The 15,413-nt window shown below is 71.7% G+C and carries 16 protein-coding genes; 15 read left to right on the forward strand and 1 reads right to left on the reverse strand.

Going from position 1 to position 15,413, the window contains the following annotated elements:
* Nucleotides 1-32 precede the first annotated feature (32 nt).
* From IE124_RS25995 to ftsH, 3 genes are all read left to right on the forward strand, one after another.
* Nucleotides 33-2,507: a [protein-PII] uridylyltransferase gene (locus IE124_RS25995; RefSeq protein WP_189510904.1), complete on the forward strand. Its 2,475-nt coding sequence runs from the start codon at nt 33-35 to the stop codon at nt 2,505-2,507.
* A gap of 119 nt (nt 2,508-2,626) precedes the next feature.
* Nucleotides 2,627-4,180, forward strand: coding sequence for a signal recognition particle protein (gene ffh / locus IE124_RS26000; RefSeq protein ID WP_189510906.1), 1,554 nt, complete (start codon nt 2,627-2,629; stop codon nt 4,178-4,180).
* A 233-nt stretch (nt 4,181-4,413) separates the two neighbouring features.
* Nucleotides 4,414-6,336 carry an ATP-dependent zinc metalloprotease FtsH gene (gene ftsH / locus IE124_RS26005; protein ID WP_189510908.1) on the forward strand — a complete coding sequence of 641 codons (1,923 nt, stop codon included), beginning with the start codon at nt 4,414-4,416 and terminating at the stop codon, nt 6,334-6,336.
* A 55-nt stretch (nt 6,337-6,391) separates the two neighbouring features.
* Here the strand turns inward: ftsH and IE124_RS26010 are convergent, their stop codons facing one another.
* Nucleotides 6,392-7,129: a methyltransferase domain-containing protein gene (locus IE124_RS26010; RefSeq protein WP_189510910.1), complete on the reverse strand. Its 738-nt coding sequence runs from the start codon at nt 7,127-7,129 to the stop codon at nt 6,392-6,394.
* 389 nt (nt 7,130-7,518) lie between these two features.
* On the opposite strand from IE124_RS26010, the gene IE124_RS26015 reads away from it, so the two are divergent.
* The 12 genes from IE124_RS26015 to IE124_RS26070 all read left to right on the forward strand — a co-directional run bounded on the left by IE124_RS26015 (nt 7,519) and on the right by IE124_RS26070 (nt 15,389).
* Entirely contained in the window at nt 7,519-8,112 is a 594-nt protein-coding gene (locus IE124_RS26015) for a hypothetical protein (RefSeq protein ID WP_030551033.1), read from the forward strand.
* 155 nt (nt 8,113-8,267) lie between these two features.
* A complete protein-coding gene (gene rpsP, locus IE124_RS26020; protein WP_030325634.1) occupies nt 8,268-8,711 on the forward strand; it encodes a 30S ribosomal protein S16 in 444 nt (147 codons plus the stop codon).
* Nucleotides 8,712-8,713: 2 nt separating this feature from the next.
* Nucleotides 8,714-8,953, forward strand: coding sequence for an RNA-binding protein (locus IE124_RS26025; protein WP_005311361.1), 240 nt, complete (start codon nt 8,714-8,716; stop codon nt 8,951-8,953).
* 118 nt (nt 8,954-9,071) lie between these two features.
* Entirely contained in the window at nt 9,072-9,638 is a 567-nt protein-coding gene (gene rimM / locus IE124_RS26030; protein ID WP_189510912.1) for a ribosome maturation factor RimM, read from the forward strand.
* Nucleotides 9,635-10,456 carry a tRNA (guanosine(37)-N1)-methyltransferase TrmD gene (gene trmD, locus IE124_RS26035; RefSeq protein ID WP_057950514.1) on the forward strand — a complete coding sequence of 274 codons (822 nt, stop codon included), beginning with the start codon at nt 9,635-9,637 and terminating at the stop codon, nt 10,454-10,456. The genes rimM and trmD overlap by 4 nt, the downstream gene beginning before the upstream one ends.
* A 127-nt stretch (nt 10,457-10,583) precedes the next feature.
* Nucleotides 10,584-10,934: a 50S ribosomal protein L19 gene (gene rplS, locus IE124_RS26040; protein ID WP_189510914.1), complete on the forward strand. Its 351-nt coding sequence runs from the start codon at nt 10,584-10,586 to the stop codon at nt 10,932-10,934.
* 68 nt (nt 10,935-11,002) lie between these two features.
* Nucleotides 11,003-11,755, forward strand: a complete 753-nt coding sequence (gene lepB / locus IE124_RS26045; protein WP_189510916.1) for a signal peptidase I — start codon at nt 11,003-11,005, stop codon at nt 11,753-11,755.
* Nucleotides 11,748-12,686 (forward strand): signal peptidase I, encoded by a 939-nt coding sequence (gene lepB / locus IE124_RS26050; RefSeq protein ID WP_189510918.1) that lies wholly within the window; start codon nt 11,748-11,750, stop codon nt 12,684-12,686. The genes lepB (IE124_RS26045) and lepB (IE124_RS26050) overlap by 8 nt, the downstream gene beginning before the upstream one ends.
* 10 nt (nt 12,687-12,696) lie before the next feature.
* Complete coding sequence (gene lepB / locus IE124_RS26055; RefSeq protein ID WP_189511093.1) at nt 12,697-13,617, forward strand: signal peptidase I; 921 nt, start codon at nt 12,697-12,699, stop codon at nt 13,615-13,617.
* A gap of 53 nt (nt 13,618-13,670) precedes the next feature.
* Nucleotides 13,671-14,471 (forward strand): signal peptidase I, encoded by an 801-nt coding sequence (lepB, locus tag IE124_RS26060; RefSeq protein WP_189510920.1) that lies wholly within the window; start codon nt 13,671-13,673, stop codon nt 14,469-14,471.
* Nucleotides 14,468-15,025, forward strand: coding sequence for an NUDIX hydrolase (locus IE124_RS26065; RefSeq protein ID WP_229832877.1), 558 nt, complete (start codon nt 14,468-14,470; stop codon nt 15,023-15,025). Before lepB (IE124_RS26060) ends, IE124_RS26065 begins: the two co-directional genes overlap by 4 nt.
* Nucleotides 15,026-15,080: 55 nt before the next feature.
* Nucleotides 15,081-15,389, forward strand: coding sequence for a DUF2469 domain-containing protein (locus IE124_RS26070; RefSeq protein WP_005311352.1), 309 nt, complete (start codon nt 15,081-15,083; stop codon nt 15,387-15,389).
* Nucleotides 15,390-15,413: the final 24 nt, after the last annotated feature.

Genomic DNA, 15,413 nt, shown 5'->3' on the forward strand with positions numbered 1-15,413 from the left:
CACGGCCTGTCAGCACGAAGGGGAACCGCCGGGTGACGAGCATCGAAGCGAGTACACAGACCGAAGACTCGGGACCCGGCGGTTACGCGGCGGCCCGGCTGCTCCTCCTCCACGAGAAGGAGCGGTCCGGGCCGCCGCGCCGTGGCGCCCTCGCCCGGCTCACCGACGACTGGCTGGCCGGCCTCTTCGCCGCCGCCGCACCACCCCGCGGGACCGCCCTCGTCGCCGTCGGCGGCTACGGACGGGCCGAGCTCTCCCCGCGCAGCGACCTCGACCTCCTCCTGCTCCACGACGGCAGCGCCGACAAGGCCGCCGTCGCCGCCCTCGCCGACCGGATCTGGTACCCCGTCTGGGACCTCGGGCTCGCCCTCGACCACTCCGTCCGGACCCCCGCCGAGGCCCGCACCACCGCCGGCGAGGACCTCAAGGTCCAGCTCGGCCTCCTCGACGCCCGGCACGTCGCCGGAGACGCCGCCCTCGTCGCCGCCCTGCGCACCACGGTCCTCGCCGACTGGCGCAACCAGGCACCCCGGCGCCTCCCCGAGCTCGACGAACTCTGCCGCGAGCGCGCCGACCGCATGGGGGAGCTCCAGTTCCTCCTCGAACCCGACCTCAAGGAGGCGAGGGGCGGCCTGCGCGACGCCCAGGTGCTCCGCGCGGTCGCCGCCTCCTGGCTCGCCGACGCCCCCCGCGAGGGCCTCGACGCCGCCCGCCGCCGCCTCCTCGACGCCCGCGACGCCCTGCACCTCGCGACCGGCCGGGCCACCGACCGGCTCGCCCTCCAGGAGCAGGACGCGGTCGCCCAGGAGCTCGGCCTGCTCGACGCCGACACCCTGCTCCGCGAGGTGTACGAGGCCGCGCGGATCATCTCGTACGCCACCGACGTCACCTGGCGCGAGGTCAACCGCGTCCTCAAGGCCCGCTCGGCCCGGCCCCGGCTGCGGGCCCTCCTCGGCGGCCGGATGGGCGGCGGCCGGGCCGGTGGCGTGAAACCGCCGGTCGAGCGCACCCCCCTCACCGAAGGCGTCGTCGAGATGGACGGCGAGGTCGTCCTCGCGCTCACCGCCAAACCCGATCGCGACCCCGTCCTCCCCCTGCGGGCCGCCGCGGCCGCCGCCCAGTCCGGCCTGCCCATCTCCCTGCACGCCGTACGCCGCCTCGCGGCCGCCGCCAAACCCCTGCCCGTGCCCTGGCCCGCCGAGGCACGCGAGGAGCTCGTCACCCTCCTCGGCGCGGGGGAGTCGACCGTGCCGGTCTGGGAGGCGCTGGAGGCCGAAGGGATCATCACCCGCCTGCTCCCCGACTGGGAGCGCGTGCGGTGCCGCCCCCAGCGCAACCCGGTCCACACCTGGACCGTCGACCGCCACCTCGTCGAGACCGCCGTACGCGCCGCCTCCCTGACCCGCCGCGTAGGCCGCCCCGACCTCCTCCTCGTCGCCGCCCTCCTCCACGACATCGGCAAGGGCTGGCCGGGCGACCACTCCGTCGCCGGCGAGACCATCGCCCGCGACCTCGCCGCCCGCATCGGCTTCGACCGCACCGACACCGGCATCATCGCCACCGCCGTCCGCCACCACCTGCTCCTCGTCGAGACCGCCACCCGGCGCGACCTCGACGATCCCGCCACCGTCCAGTCCGTCGCCGAGGCCGTCGGCACCCTCGGCACCCTGGAGCTGCTCCACGCCCTCACCGAGGCCGACGCCCTCGCCACCGGCCCCGCCGCCTGGTCGTCCTGGCGGGCCTCCCTCGTCGCCGACCTGGTCAAACGGGTAGCCGGCGTCCTCGCGGGGGAGCACCTCCCCGATCCCGAGGCCGCGGCCCCCAGCGCCGAACAGGAACGCCTCGCCATCGAGGCCCTGCGCACCGGCGAACCCGTCCTCACCCTGCGTACCGAACCGGTCGGCGCGCAGCCGGAGGAACCCGAGCCCGTCGGCGTCGAGCTCCTCATCGCCCTCCCCGACCGGCCCGGCGTCCTTCCCGCCGTCGCCGGCGTCCTCGCGCTCCACCGGCTCACCGTCCGCGCCGCCGAGCTCCGCGCCGTCGACCTCCCCACCGCGATCGGCGCGGGCTCCGGCGCCGGAGGCGTGCTCGTACTGGACTGGCGAGTCGCCGCCGAGTACGGCTCCCTGCCCGAGGCCGCCCGCCTCCGCGCCGACCTCGTCCGGGCCCTCGAAGGCTCCCTCGACATCCCCGCACGCCTCGCCGAGCGCGAGGCGGCCTACCCGCGCCGGCGGGGCCTCACCGCCCCACCGCCCCGCGTCACCGTCGCCGCCGCCGACTCCCGCCTCGCCACCGTCATCGAGGTCCGCGCCCAGGACGCCCCCGGCCTGCTGCACCGCATCGGCCGCGCGCTGGAGGGCGCGGCGGTACGGGTCCGCAGCGCCCACGTCTCCACGCTCGGGGCCAACGCCGTCGACACCCTCTACGTGACCCGTCCGGACGGGTCCCTGCTCCCGGACGAGGAGGCCATCGACCTCGCCCGCACCCTGGAGGAGGCACTGCGCTGACCCCGTGACCGAGCCGTTCCCGCCCACCGGATCCGGTGGGCGGGGGCACATCCTCCGAGCGGCCCGATACCCTGGAGGGCAATCCGACCGCCCCCGACACCTGAGGATCCGCGACCGCCGTGTTCGATACCCTCTCCGACCGCCTTGCAGCGACCTTCAAGAACCTCCGCGGCAAGGGCCGTCTGTCCGAGGCGGACATCGACGCCACCGCGCGCGAGATCCGTATCGCGCTGCTCGAAGCGGATGTCGCCCTGCCGGTCGTCCGGTCCTTCATCAAGCAGGTCAAGGAGCGCGCCCTCGGACTCGAGGTCTCGCAGGCCCTGAACCCGGCCCAGCAGGTCATCAAGATCGTCAACGAGGAGCTCATCGCCATCCTCGGCGGCGAGACCCGGCGCCTGCGGTTCGCCAAGACCGCGCCGACCGTGATCATGCTCGCCGGCCTCCAGGGTGCCGGTAAGACCACCCTCGCCGGAAAGCTCGGCGTCTGGCTCAAGAGCCAGGGCCACTCCCCGCTGCTCGTCGCCTGCGACCTCCAGCGCCCCAACGCCGTCAACCAGCTCTCGGTCGTCGCCGACCGCGCGGGCGTGGCCTTCTACGGCCCGCAGCCGGGCAACGGCGTCGGCGACCCGGTCCAGGTCGCCAAGGACTCGATCGAGCACGCCCGCACCAAGCTCTACGACGTCGTGATCGTCGACACCGCCGGCCGCCTCGGCATCGACCAGGAGCTGATGCAGCAGGCCGCGGACATCCGCGACGCCGTCAGCCCCGACGAGGTCCTCTTCGTCGTCGACGCCATGATCGGTCAGGACGCGGTCAACACCGCGGAGGCCTTCCGCGACGGCGTCGGCTTCGACGGCGTCGTGCTCTCCAAGCTCGACGGCGACGCCCGCGGTGGTGCCGCGCTCTCCATCGCGCACGTCACCGGCAAGCAGATCATGTTCGCCTCCAACGGCGAGAAGCTCGACGACTTCGACGCGTTCCACCCGGACCGCATGGCGTCGCGCATCCTCGGCATGGGCGACATGCTCTCCCTCATCGAGAAGGCCCAGCAGACCTTCGACGAGGAAGAGGCCGCCAAGATGGCCTCGAAGCTCGCGTCGAAGAAGGGTCAGGACTTCACGCTCGACGACTTCCTGGCGCAGATGGAGCAGGTCCGCAAGATGGGCTCCATCTCCAAGCTGCTCGGCATGCTGCCCGGCATGGGCCAGATGAAGGAGCAGATCGCCAACATCGACGAGCGGGACGTCGACCGCACGGCCGCCATCATCAAGTCGATGACCCCGGGCGAGCGCCAGGACCCGACCATCATCAACGGCTCCCGCCGCGCCCGTATCGCCAAGGGCTCGGGCGTCGAGGTCAGCGCCGTGAAGGGCCTGGTCGAGCGGTTCTTCGAGGCCCGCAAGATGATGTCCCGCATGGCCCAGGGCGGCGGCATGCCGGGGATGCCCGGCATGCCCGGCATGGGTGGCGGCCCCGGCCGGCAGAAGAAGCAGGTCAAGCAGGCCAAGGGCAAGCGCAAGAGCGGCAACCCGATGAAGCGGAAGGCCGAGGAGCAGGCGGAGGCCGAGCGTCGCGAGCAGGCACAGCAGGGCGGCGCCTTCGGCCTCCCGGCCGCGGGCCAGAGCCCGAAGGACTTCGAGCTCCCGGAGGAGTTCAAGAAGTTCATGGGCTGAGGCCTGAGGCCTGAGGCCTGAGGCCTGAGGCCTGACGGCTGACAGCTGAGGCCTGAGCGCCGAGGCCGGGCCTGAAGGCCGGGCCTGAAACGCAGTCCGACGAGGGGCCCGGAGCGGTGGCAAACCGCTCCGGGCCCCTTTTCACTCTCGTTTTCACCCCTCCGGGCCGCCCGCGATGCCCGGTTCCTCCCGCTCTTCGATACTGGGGCCACTGCCGCCCCGAGGAGAGTCACGTGGCCAACCCCGTACCCCCGCGCGACCGGACCGATCAGCCCTGGCGCTCGGAAGGGGCCCCGCCGCCTCCCTCGCCGAAGCGGAAGATGCCGGGCGGCTGGGGCGGCCTCATCCTCACCGCGCTCGTCGTGTACCTGATCGCCAACATCGTGCTGTCGTTCTTCAACGAGGGCGACGGCCCGACGATCTCGTACACCGAGTTCGACAAGCAGGTCGCCGCCGGCAACGTCACCAAGATCTACTCCAAGGGCGACGCGATCCAGGGGCAGCTGAAGAACAAGCAGCCCGTCCCCGACGGCGAGGGCGACTACACCAAGTTCACCACCCAGCGTCCCGCCTTCGCCGACGACGACCTATGGGCGCAGCTCACCAAGCAGAACGTCACCGTCACCGCCGAACCGGTCGTCCAGGAGCGCAGCTTCCTCGCCAACCTCCTCATCTCGCTCGCGCCGATGCTGCTGCTCGTCGTCCTGTGGGTGGTCATCGCCCGCCGGATGCGCTCGGGCTTGGGCGGCGCGGGCGGCATGCTCGGCCGCAAGACCCCGCCCAGACCCGTCGAACTGGAGGCCGGCGCCAAGCGCACCACCTTCGCCGACGTCGCCGGCATCGACGAGGTCGAGGGCGAGCTCAACGACGTCGTCGACTTCCTCAAGAACCCGCAGGCCTACCGCGACATGGGCGCCAAGATGCCTCGCGGCGTGCTCCTCGCCGGGCCTCCGGGCACCGGCAAGACCCTGCTCGCCCGCGCCGTCGCCGGCGAGGCCGGAGTGCCGTTCTTCTCCGCCTCCGCCTCCGAGTTCATCGAGATGATCGTCGGCGTGGGCGCCTCCCGGGTACGGGAACTCTTCGCCGAGGCCCGCAAGGTCGCCCCGGCGATCATCTTCATCGACGAGATCGACACCATCGGGCGCGCCCGAGGCGGCGGCTCTGGCATGGGCGGTCACGACGAACGCGAGCAGACCCTCAACCAGATCCTCACCGAGATGGACGGCTTCACCGGCTCCGAGGGCGTCATCGTCCTCGCCGCCACGAACCGCGCCGACGTCCTCGACCCCGCCCTCACCCGGCCCGGCCGCTTCGACCGGATCGTCCACGTCAACCCGCCCGACCGGGGTGGACGCGAGGCCATCCTGAGGATCCACACCCGGGAGATCCCGCTCGCCAAGGACGTCGACCTGGAGCACGTGGCCCGGACGACCCCCGGCATGACGGGCGCCGAACTCGCCAACCTCGCCAACGAGGCCGCCCTCCTCGCGGTCAAGCGCGACCAGAAGGCCGTCACCCGGTCCGACCTCTCCGACGCCCTGGAGAAGGTCCAGCTCGGCGCCGAACGGCCCCTGGTGATGCCGGAGGAGGAGCGGCGCCGCACCGCGTACCACGAGAGCGGGCACGCCCTGCTCGGCATGCTCCAGCCGGGCGCCGACCCGGTCCGCAAGATCACCATCGTGCCGCGCGGCCGCGCCCTCGGCGTCACCCTCTCGACGCCCGACTCCGACAAGTACGCCTACACCGAGGACTACCTGCGCGGCCGGATCATCGGTGCCCTCGGCGGCATGGCGGCCGAGCAGGTCGTCTTCGGGGTCGTCACGACCGGCGCGGAGAGCGACCTGGAGCAGGTCACCAACATCGCTCGGGGCATGGCGGGACGCTGGGGCATGAGCGAGCGCGTCGGCCGCCTCACCGCCATCCCGAGCGACGCCCAGCAGGCGTACGGCCTCTCCGCCGCCCCCGCGACCCTCGACACCGTCGACGAGGAGATGCGCCGGATCGTCGACGAGTGCTACGAGAGCGCGGTACGGCAGCTGCGCGAGCACCGACCCCAGCTGGACGCCCTGGCCGCCGCCCTCCTCGCGAACGAGACCCTGGAGGAGGACGCGGCCTACCGCGCGGCCGGCATCACCCGCGACGCGGAGGAGAGCTAGGGGGTGTCCGGAAAGTCCCGGCTGGCTCGCGGCGGACACCCCCTAGGGGCTACGGCTACCGCACTCGCGCGAGCACGTACCGGAAGACGTTCGGCATCCACACCGTCCCGTCCGCCCGGACGTAGGGGGCGAGCGCCTCCTCGATCTCCTTCTCCACCTGAGAGAGCTCGGTCGCCCGCACGGCCTCGTCGAACGCGCCCGTCGACAGCAGGCCCCGCACGGCGCTCGCCCCGTCCGCGTACCCGAAGGGGCATGCCACCCGGCCAGAACCGGCCGGCCGGAGCCCCGCCCCGGCCAGCAGGCCGTCCAGGTCGGCCCGTACCGACGGCGCCCGGTCCGCGAGCCCGTCCGCGACCCGCAGCACCGGCTCCGTGGCGCAGCGCTCCGGCGGCCCCCAGCCCGCGAGGACGACGACCGCGCCCGATTGCGCCGTTCGGGTGAGCGCCGCCAGCTCGGGGAGCAGTCCGTCCGTCGCGTGGAAGGCCGTGATCACGTCGTACGGGAGGTCGCCCGCCGGCACGTCCGCCGCGTCCTCCGCGACCGGTACGTCCTCCGGGAGGCGCTCCCTGGCCAGCTCCACGCGCGCGTGGTCCCGGTCCACGCCGGCCACCCGCGCGCCCCGCGCCGCCGCCATCAGCAGGGCCAAGCCGGTGCCCGAGCCGAGGCCGAGCAGCCGGGACCGGGCACCCACGCCGACGCGGTCGTACACCGCCTCGTAGAGCGGGACGAGCATGCGTTCCTGGATCTCGGCCCAGTCACGCGCGGGGTGGTGCGGGACGAGCGTAGGTGTCATGGAAAGAGCCCCAATCCGTGCCTGGACGACAGCCCCCCGTAGTCAGGGAACTGCGCAACCCCCGCCGCGTCCAGTGCTCGCGCCGCACGGATTCACCCGGGGGAGGGCCAGTGCGCGCCCGCGTGCGCCGACCCGGTAATGTCCCTGCAACGATTCCCGCGCCTGTCCCGGGGCGTCCCGGGAGCCCCTCTGGGGGGCGTGCGCACCACAGCTACGCGCCGGGGCGTATGCGTCACTACGCACCGGCTTGACGCCCCCTGCGCGACTTCTCCGCAGATCGGCGCACTGGCCCTCGTCAGGACGCATCAACGGCAACTGACGGGTAAGTGCAAAATATTTGGGATGCCCCGGAATGGAACCCGGGGGCACATCGGCTCGTTGTACACGACGTGAGCACGACACCACCTGTTCTCGCCGCAGAGCTGGCACAGGCGTGGGCCGACATTCAGCGGCACCACCCCGAGCTGCCCGATCTTGCCGCGCCCGAGTCCCTGATCGGAGAGTCCTCGTCCGCCTGCGGCGCCGAGCTCTCCTTCGAGCGACTGCTCCACGAGGCAGTCCACGGCATCGCCGCCGCCCGAGGGGTCCGTGACACCTCCCGCGCCGGTCGCTACCACAACCGCAGATTCCTCGCGATCGCCGAGGAGATGGGGCTCGACCACCCCGAGGAGCCACACGCCAGCAGCGGCTTCTCCCTGGTCACGCTCAACCCGGAGGCGCGGCGGCGGTACCGACCCACCATCGAGCGTCTCCAGCGGGCCCTCAAGGCCCACACCGTCGCGACCGCGGCCGACACGAAGCGCTCCTTCCGGGGACCGGCCGCCCGGCACGGCTCCTCCGGCGGCGGCGTTCGCGTCAAGGCCGTCTGCGACTGCGGGCGCAACGTCCGCGTGGTGCCGTCCGTGCTGGCCCAGGCCCCGATCGTCTGCGGCGGCTGCGGCAAACCCTTCCGCATCCCGGAGACGGTGGGCGCCGCCGGCTGACCCGGCGGCGTGTGGCACAATGGACAGCTGTACTCGACAGTCGCATAGGACCCCTCTCTCCTCCGGCTGACGCGTCCATCGGGCATCCGAGTACCGCAACCCCACGTGGCATCTCAAAGTGCCCAACCACGTCAAGACCAGGAGACACCACTCCAGTGGCAGTCAAGATCAAGCTCAAGCGCCTCGGTAAGATCCGCCAGCCGCACTACCGCATCGTCGTCGCCGACTCGCGCACCCGCCGCGATGGTCGCGCGATCGAGGAGATCGGCCTCTACCACCCGACGTACAACCCGTCGCGTATCGAGGTCGACTCCGAGCGTGCGCAGTACTGGCTGTCCGTCGGCGCCCAGCCGACCGAGCCCGTCCTCGCCATCCTGAAGCTCACGGGCGACTGGCAGAAGCACAAGGGCCTTCCGGCCCCCGAGAAGGCGCTGCTCGTCCCCGCCACCAAGGAGGCCAAGCGCGCGTCGTTCGACGAGTTCGCGAAGGCCCTCGAGGGCGGCGACGACAAGGGTGAGGCCATCACCCCCAAGGCCAAGAAGGCCGACAAGAAGGCTGACGAGGCCGAGGCCGCGTCGACCGAGTCGACCGAGGCCTGAGCATGCTCGAGGAGGCTCTCGAGCACCTCGTGAAGGGCATCGTCGACAACCCCGACGATGTGCAGGTCGCCTCGCGCAACCTGCGCCGTGGCCGCGTGCTGGAGGTCCGGGTACACCCCGACGACCTCGGCAAGGTGATCGGCCGCAACGGCCGCACCGCGCGTGCGCTGCGTACCGTCGTGGGCGCCATCGGCGGCCGTGGGATCCGGGTCGACCTCGTCGACGTGGACCAGGTCCGCTGAACAAGTCGGCCGCATCGGTTGATTGATGTGCCGGCACGGGCCGGGGAGGGCTTCAGAGCCCACCCCGGCCCGTTGTCGTTTTCGTCGTACGAGCTGTGTGACAGGAGAGTGTGGAGCAGTGCAGTTGGTAGTCGCGCGGATCGGCCGCGCCCACGGCATCAAGGGCGAGGTCACCGTCGAGGTGCGGACCGACGAGCCCGAGCTCAGGCTCGGCCCCGGCGCCGTCCTGCTCACCGACCCGGCCTCCGCCGGTCCGCTGACCATCGAGTCCGGCAAGGTCCACAGCGGCAAGCTGTTGCTGCGCTTCGAGGGCGTCCGCGACCGCAACGCCGCCGAGGCCCTGCGCAACACCCTCCTCATCGCCGAGATCGACCCCGAGGAGCTGCCGGAGGAGGAGGACGAGTACTACGACCACCAGCTCATGGACCTCGACGTCGTCCTCGCCGACGGCACCGAGATCGGCCGGATCACCGAGATCTCCCACCTGCCGTCCCAGGACCTCTTCATCGTCGAGCGGCCCGACGGCACCGAGCTGATGATCCCCTTCGTCTCGGAGATCGTCACCGAGATCGACCTGGAGGAGCAGCGGGCCGTCATCGACCCGCCGCCCGGCCTCATCGACGACCGCGCCGAGATCGTCTCGTCCCGCGACGCCGAGGACGCCGAATCGGGTGAGGACGCATGAGGCTCGACGTCGTCACGATCTTCCCCGAGTACCTCGAACCCCTGAACGTCTCCCTCGTGGGCAAGGCGCGCGCCCGGGGGCAGCTCGACGTCCACGTCCACCACCTGCGTGACTGGACCTACGACCGGCACAACACGGTCGACGACACCCCGTACGGCGGCGGCCCCGGCATGGTCATGAAGACCGAGCCCTGGGGCGACGCGCTCGACGAGACGCTCGCCGACGGCTACGAGGCCGGCGCCCACGGCCCGGTCCTCGTCGTCCCGACGCCCAGCGGCCGGCCCTTCACCCAGGAACTGGCCGTCGAGCTCTCCGAGCGGCCCTGGCTGATCTTCACGCCCGCCCGGTACGAGGGCATCGACCGCCGCGTCATGGACGAGTACGCCACCCGGATGCCGGTCTACGAGGTCTCCATCGGCGACTACGTCCTCGCCGGCGGGGAAGCCGCCGTCCTCGTCGTCACCGAGGCCGTCGCCCGCCTCCTGCCCGGAGTCCTCGGCAACGCCGAGTCCCACCGCGACGACTCCTTCGCCCCCGGCGCCATGGCCAACCTCCTGGAGGGGCCCGTCTACACGAAGCCCCCCGAGTGGCGCGGCCGGGGCATCCCCGACGTCCTGCTCAGCGGCCACCACGGCAAGATCGCCCGCTGGCGCCGGGACGAGGCCTTCCGGCGTACCGTCGCCAACCGGCCCGACCTCATCGAGCGCTGCGATCCGGCCGCCTTCGACAAGAAGGACCGCGAGGTCCTCTCCATGATGGGGTGGGCGCCCGAGCCCGGTGGCCGATTTTGGCGCAGGCTCCCCGACGTGGAAGAATAGGCCGCTGCCGTCCGTCCGGCGCGCGCCCCTGCCACAGGGGGAACGACGCCCGCCAGGCACGAACGGCACTCCAGACATCCGAACGTACCGCTGATGACCTGTGGCATCAGCGAGGAAAGAGACCTCCATGGCCTCCCTGCTCGACCAGGTCAACGCGGCTTCCATCCGCTCCGACCTCCCCGCCTTCCGCGCCGGTGACACCGTGAACGTCCACGTGCGCGTCATCGAAGGCAACCGCTCCCGTATCCAGCAGTTCAAGGGCGTCGTCATCCGCCGCCAGGGCGCTGGCGTCAGCGAGTCCTTCACGGTCCGCAAGGTCTCGTTCTCCGTCGGCGTCGAGCGCACCTTCCCGGTGAACAGCCCGATCTTCGAGAAGATCGAGCTCGTCACCCGCGGTGACGTCCGTCGCGCCAAGCTCTACTACCTGCGTGAGCTGCGCGGCAAGGCTGCCAAGATCAAGGAGAAGCGCGACCGCTGAGCCCCGGCTCTTCGCTCACGCGACGCTTGAGGTCCTCGCACAGACGGGCCGGATAGGCTCTGTCCCCGATGGACACCGAAGCACAGCACACGGAGCGCGACCCCTCCACCGACACGGAGGACGGGTCGCGCTCCGTGCGCGTTTCCTGGCGGCGTACGGGACTGCTCGGCGCGGCCTGTGTGACGTTCCTCCTGCTGCTGAGCCACTTCGTGATCCAGCCGTTCCTGATCCCCAGCAGTTCGATGGAGCCGACGCTCCAGGTCGGCGACCGGATCCTCGTGAACAAGCTGGCGTACCGTTTCGGCAGCGAGCCGCGCCGGGGCGACGTCGTGGTCTTCGACGGCACCGGCTCCTTCGTGCGCGAGGACGTCGGCGGCAATCCGCTCACCGGACTCCTGCACGACGCCGCGGCCGCCCTCGGCTTCGCCGAACCGGACGAGACCGACTTCGTGAAGCGGGTCGTCGGTGTCGGCGGCGACCGGGTGGTCTGCTGCGACAAGGACGGACGGCTCACCGTCAACGGCGTCCCCGTCGAGGAGCGGTACGTGATGCTCGGCGACCGTCCGTCCGGCGTCCCCTTCGACATCGTCGTCCCCCAGGGCACGCTCTGGGTGATGGGCGACCACCGCAGTCAGTCCAGCGACTCCCGCGACCACCTCGGCAGCCCCGGCGGCGGCATGGTCCCCGTCGACAAGGTCGTCGGACGCGCCGACTGGATCGCCTGGCCCTTGGACCGCTGGTCGACGGTGCCCGCGACGGGCGCCTTCGACGCCGTGCCGGCCCCGCCGGCCGGCGGGCACGCCACGGGCCCCCGTGGGTAGCCGCGGCCGCCCGCCCGGCGGGTCCGCCCAGGGCCCCGGCCCCACACCGCTGCCGGGACGCGCCGAGCGGCGCAGGCTCGCCCGCAAGGTCAAGCGCCGCCGTCAGCGCTCAGCGATCCGCGAGATCCCGATCCTCGTCACCGTCGCCGTGCTTATCGCGCTCGTCCTCAAGACCTTCCTGGTCCAGGCGTTCGTCATCCCCTCCGGGTCCATGGAGCAGACGATCCGCATCGACGACCGGGTGCTCGTCGACAAGCTCACCCCCTGGTTCGGCTCCCGGCCCCAGCGCGGTGACGTCGTCGTCTTCAAGGACCCCGGCAACTGGCTCCAGAAGGAGGCCGCGCCGGCCGCCGAGGACCCCGTCGGCGTCAAGCAGGTCAAGCAGGCCCTGACCTTCATCGGGCTGCTGCCCTCCGCCGACGACCGCGACCTCATCAAGCGGGTCGTCGCCGTCGGCGGGGACACCGTCCGCTGCTGCGGCAAGGACGGTCGGCTCACCGTCAACGGCGTACCCCTGGACGAGCCGTACCTGCACCCCGGGAACGAGCCGTCCACGATCCCCTTCGAGGTGAAGGTCCCGGAGGGCCGGATCTTCGTCCTCGGCGACCACCGGTCGAACTCGGCCGACTCCCGCTTCCACCTCGACGAGAAGGACCACGGCACCGTCTCCGAGGAGCAGGTCGTGGGGCGTGCCGTCGTGATCGCCTGGCCCGTCGGCAACTGGCGCCGCCTGGAAGAACGGCAGACCTTCGCCGCCGTACCGGACGGGCGTGCGAGTTCCGAGCCCGCGCTCGGTCTGTCGCATAGTGTTGCCCCGCGCGATCTGAACGGATTGCCCGGGCTCCCGACCCCTGCGGAACTTCTGCTCGTTATGGGAGTGGTGGGCCTGTCCCTGTTCCGGGGCAGGCGATCGCACGGAGTGAGGAGTTGATGTGGGGGATTTGGCCGTCGGCGCACGATCCGGACACGATGAGCCCGAGAAGAGGGCCGACGAGGCCATCGGCGATGACGTGACGGGTGACGATGTGACGGATGACGAGCGGGCGCACGACGACGGCGACGGGGATGGCGAGGCGGCGGGCAGGTCGGGCGGCAGCCCGAAGAAGCCGCGTTCCTTCTGGAAGGAACTGCCGCTCCTCATCGGCATCGCCCTGGTGCTCGCGCTCCTGATCAAGACCTTCCTGGTGCAGGCGTTCTCGATTCCCTCGGAATCGATGATGAACACCCTCCAGCGCGGTGACCGGGTGCTCGTCGACAAGCTCACCCCGTGGTTCGGCTCCGAGCCGGAGCGCGGCGAGGTCGTCGTCTTCCACGACCCGGGCGGCTGGCTGGAAGGCCAGGAGACCCCCGACCCGAACGTCGTCCAGAAGTTCCTCAGCTTCATCGGCCTCATGCCCTCCGCCGAGGAGAAGGACCTCATCAAGCGGGTCATCGCGGTCGGCGGCGACACGGTCTCCTGCAAGGAGGGCGGCAAGGTCGTCCTCAACGGCGTGGCCCTGGACGAGAGCGCGTACCTCTACCCCGGCTCCGTGCCCTGCCAGGACTCCTTCGGCCCGATCAAGGTCCCCGAGGGCCGCATCTGGGTCATGGGCGACAACCGGCAGAACTCGCTGGACTCCCGTTTCCACCAGCAGCTCCCCGGCGGCGGCACCGTCGCCAACGACCAGGTCGTGGGCCGCGCCGTGGTGATCGCCTGGCCCGTCACCCGCTGGGCCACCCTCCCGGTGCCCGCAGTCTTCGACCAGCCCGCCCTCAACCAGGCCGTGGCCGCCGCACCGCTGGGAGCGGCCGGTCTGGCCGGCGCGCTTCCGCTGGTCCTGTGGCGTCGGAAGAAGCGCACGGCTGGGCATACCGCCGAGTAGTGACCCGCGGGTAGATTGCCGTCCCGGACCGTCGACAGACCTCTGGGGTGCGCATGAGCGGAAACAGAAGTGCAGCGGGCGGCCACGGCCGCCTCGGCAGCGTGCTGTCGGGGCTGGCCGTGGCCGTCGGCTGTGTGCTCTTCCTCGGGGGCTTCGTCTGGGGAGCGCTGGTCTACCAGCCGTACACCGTCCCCTCCGACTCCATGACCCCCACCATCGCCGTCGGCTCCCGGGTCCTCGCCGAACGCATCGACGGCGACGAGGTGCGGCGCGGTGACGTCGTCGTCTTCACGGACGCCCTGTGGGGCTCCTCCCCGATGGTCAAGCGGGTCGTCGCGGTCGGCGGCGACACCGTCGCCTGCTGCGGCCGGGACGGCAGGCTCACGGTCAACGGCACGGCCGTCGACGAGCCCTATCTGCGCCCCGGACCCGGCGGCGGCATTGTCGCCTCCGGGCAGGAGTTCTCCGTGACCGTGCCCGAGGGGAACCTCTTCCTGCTCGGCGACGACCGCCACACCTCGCTCGACTCCCGTTCGCACATGGAGGAGGCAGGGCAGGGATCCGTACCCCGCTCCGCGGTCGTCGGCAGGGTCGACGCCGTCGCCTGGCCCTTCGAGGGCCTCCTGCAGCCCGCGAAGGGCTTCGCCGCCCTGCCGGGCGGGGCCTCCCGACCGGGGCCCTTCACGGCTCTCCTCACGGCGATCGCGGCCGGGACCGCGCTGATCCTCGCCGGGGCCGCCTACGGACCCGTGGCGCGCCTGCTGACACGGCGCCCGGGCGGGACGGGGTCCGGGAAGCGGTCCGGGCCGGGGGCTTCCGCGGGGTCGCCCGCGGGGGAGAAGGTGGGGACATGACGGATCACGCCTCCGCCGTTCCGGCGGAACCCGCCGTGCAGGTGCAACCCGCCGTGCAGGCGGACCCCGCCGTGCGCCAGGTGGCCAGGGTCGTCCTCCTCGACCCCGACGACCGCATCCTGCTCATGCACGGATACGAACCGGACGACCCCGCCGACACCTGGTGGTTCACCCCCGGCGGCGGTCTGGAGGGCGACGAGACCCGGGCGGAGGCCGCGCTGCGCGAACTCGCCGAGGAGACCGGCATCACCGACGCCGAGCTCGGGCCCGTCCTGTGGCAGCGGTACTGCTCCTTCCCCTTCGACGGACGCCGCTGGGACCAGGACGAGTGGTACTACCTGGCCCGCATCCGCCGGACCGCGACCGAGCCCCGCCCCCAGGCCCTCACGGAGCTGGAGACCCGCAGCCTCGCGGGCCTCAGATGGTGGACCTCCGCCGAACTGTCAGCGGCCCGTGAGACGGTGTACCCGACCAGACTCGCCGAGCTGCTGCGCACGCTGCTCGACGAGGGACCTCCGAGTGCACCGGTGGTTCTCGCCCCGGAAATCGTTTAGGGGTGCGGCCGACTGGCGCACAATAGGTGGACGCACGGCTGAAGGGGAACATGCCATGAGCGCCGAGGACCTCGAGAAGTACGAGACCGAGATGGAGCTGAAGCTCTACCGGGAGTACCGCGACGTCGTCGGGTTGTTCAAATACGTGATCGAGACCGAGCGGCGCTTCTACCTCACCAACGACTACGAGATGCAGGTGCACTCGGTCCAGGGCGAGGTCTTCTTCGAGGTCAGCATGGCCGATGCCTGGGTCTGGGACATGTATCGGCCGGCCAGGTTCGTCAAGCAGGTCCGCGTGCTCACCTTCAAGGACGTGAACATCGAGGAGCTCAACAAGAGCGACCTCGAACTTCCCGGCAGCTGACTCACCCCCAGGGGTGAGCGAGTT

The sequence above is a fragment of the Streptomyces narbonensis genome, assembly GCF_014649015.1.
GTDB lineage: Bacteria > Actinomycetota > Actinomycetes > Streptomycetales > Streptomycetaceae > Streptomyces > Streptomyces narbonensis.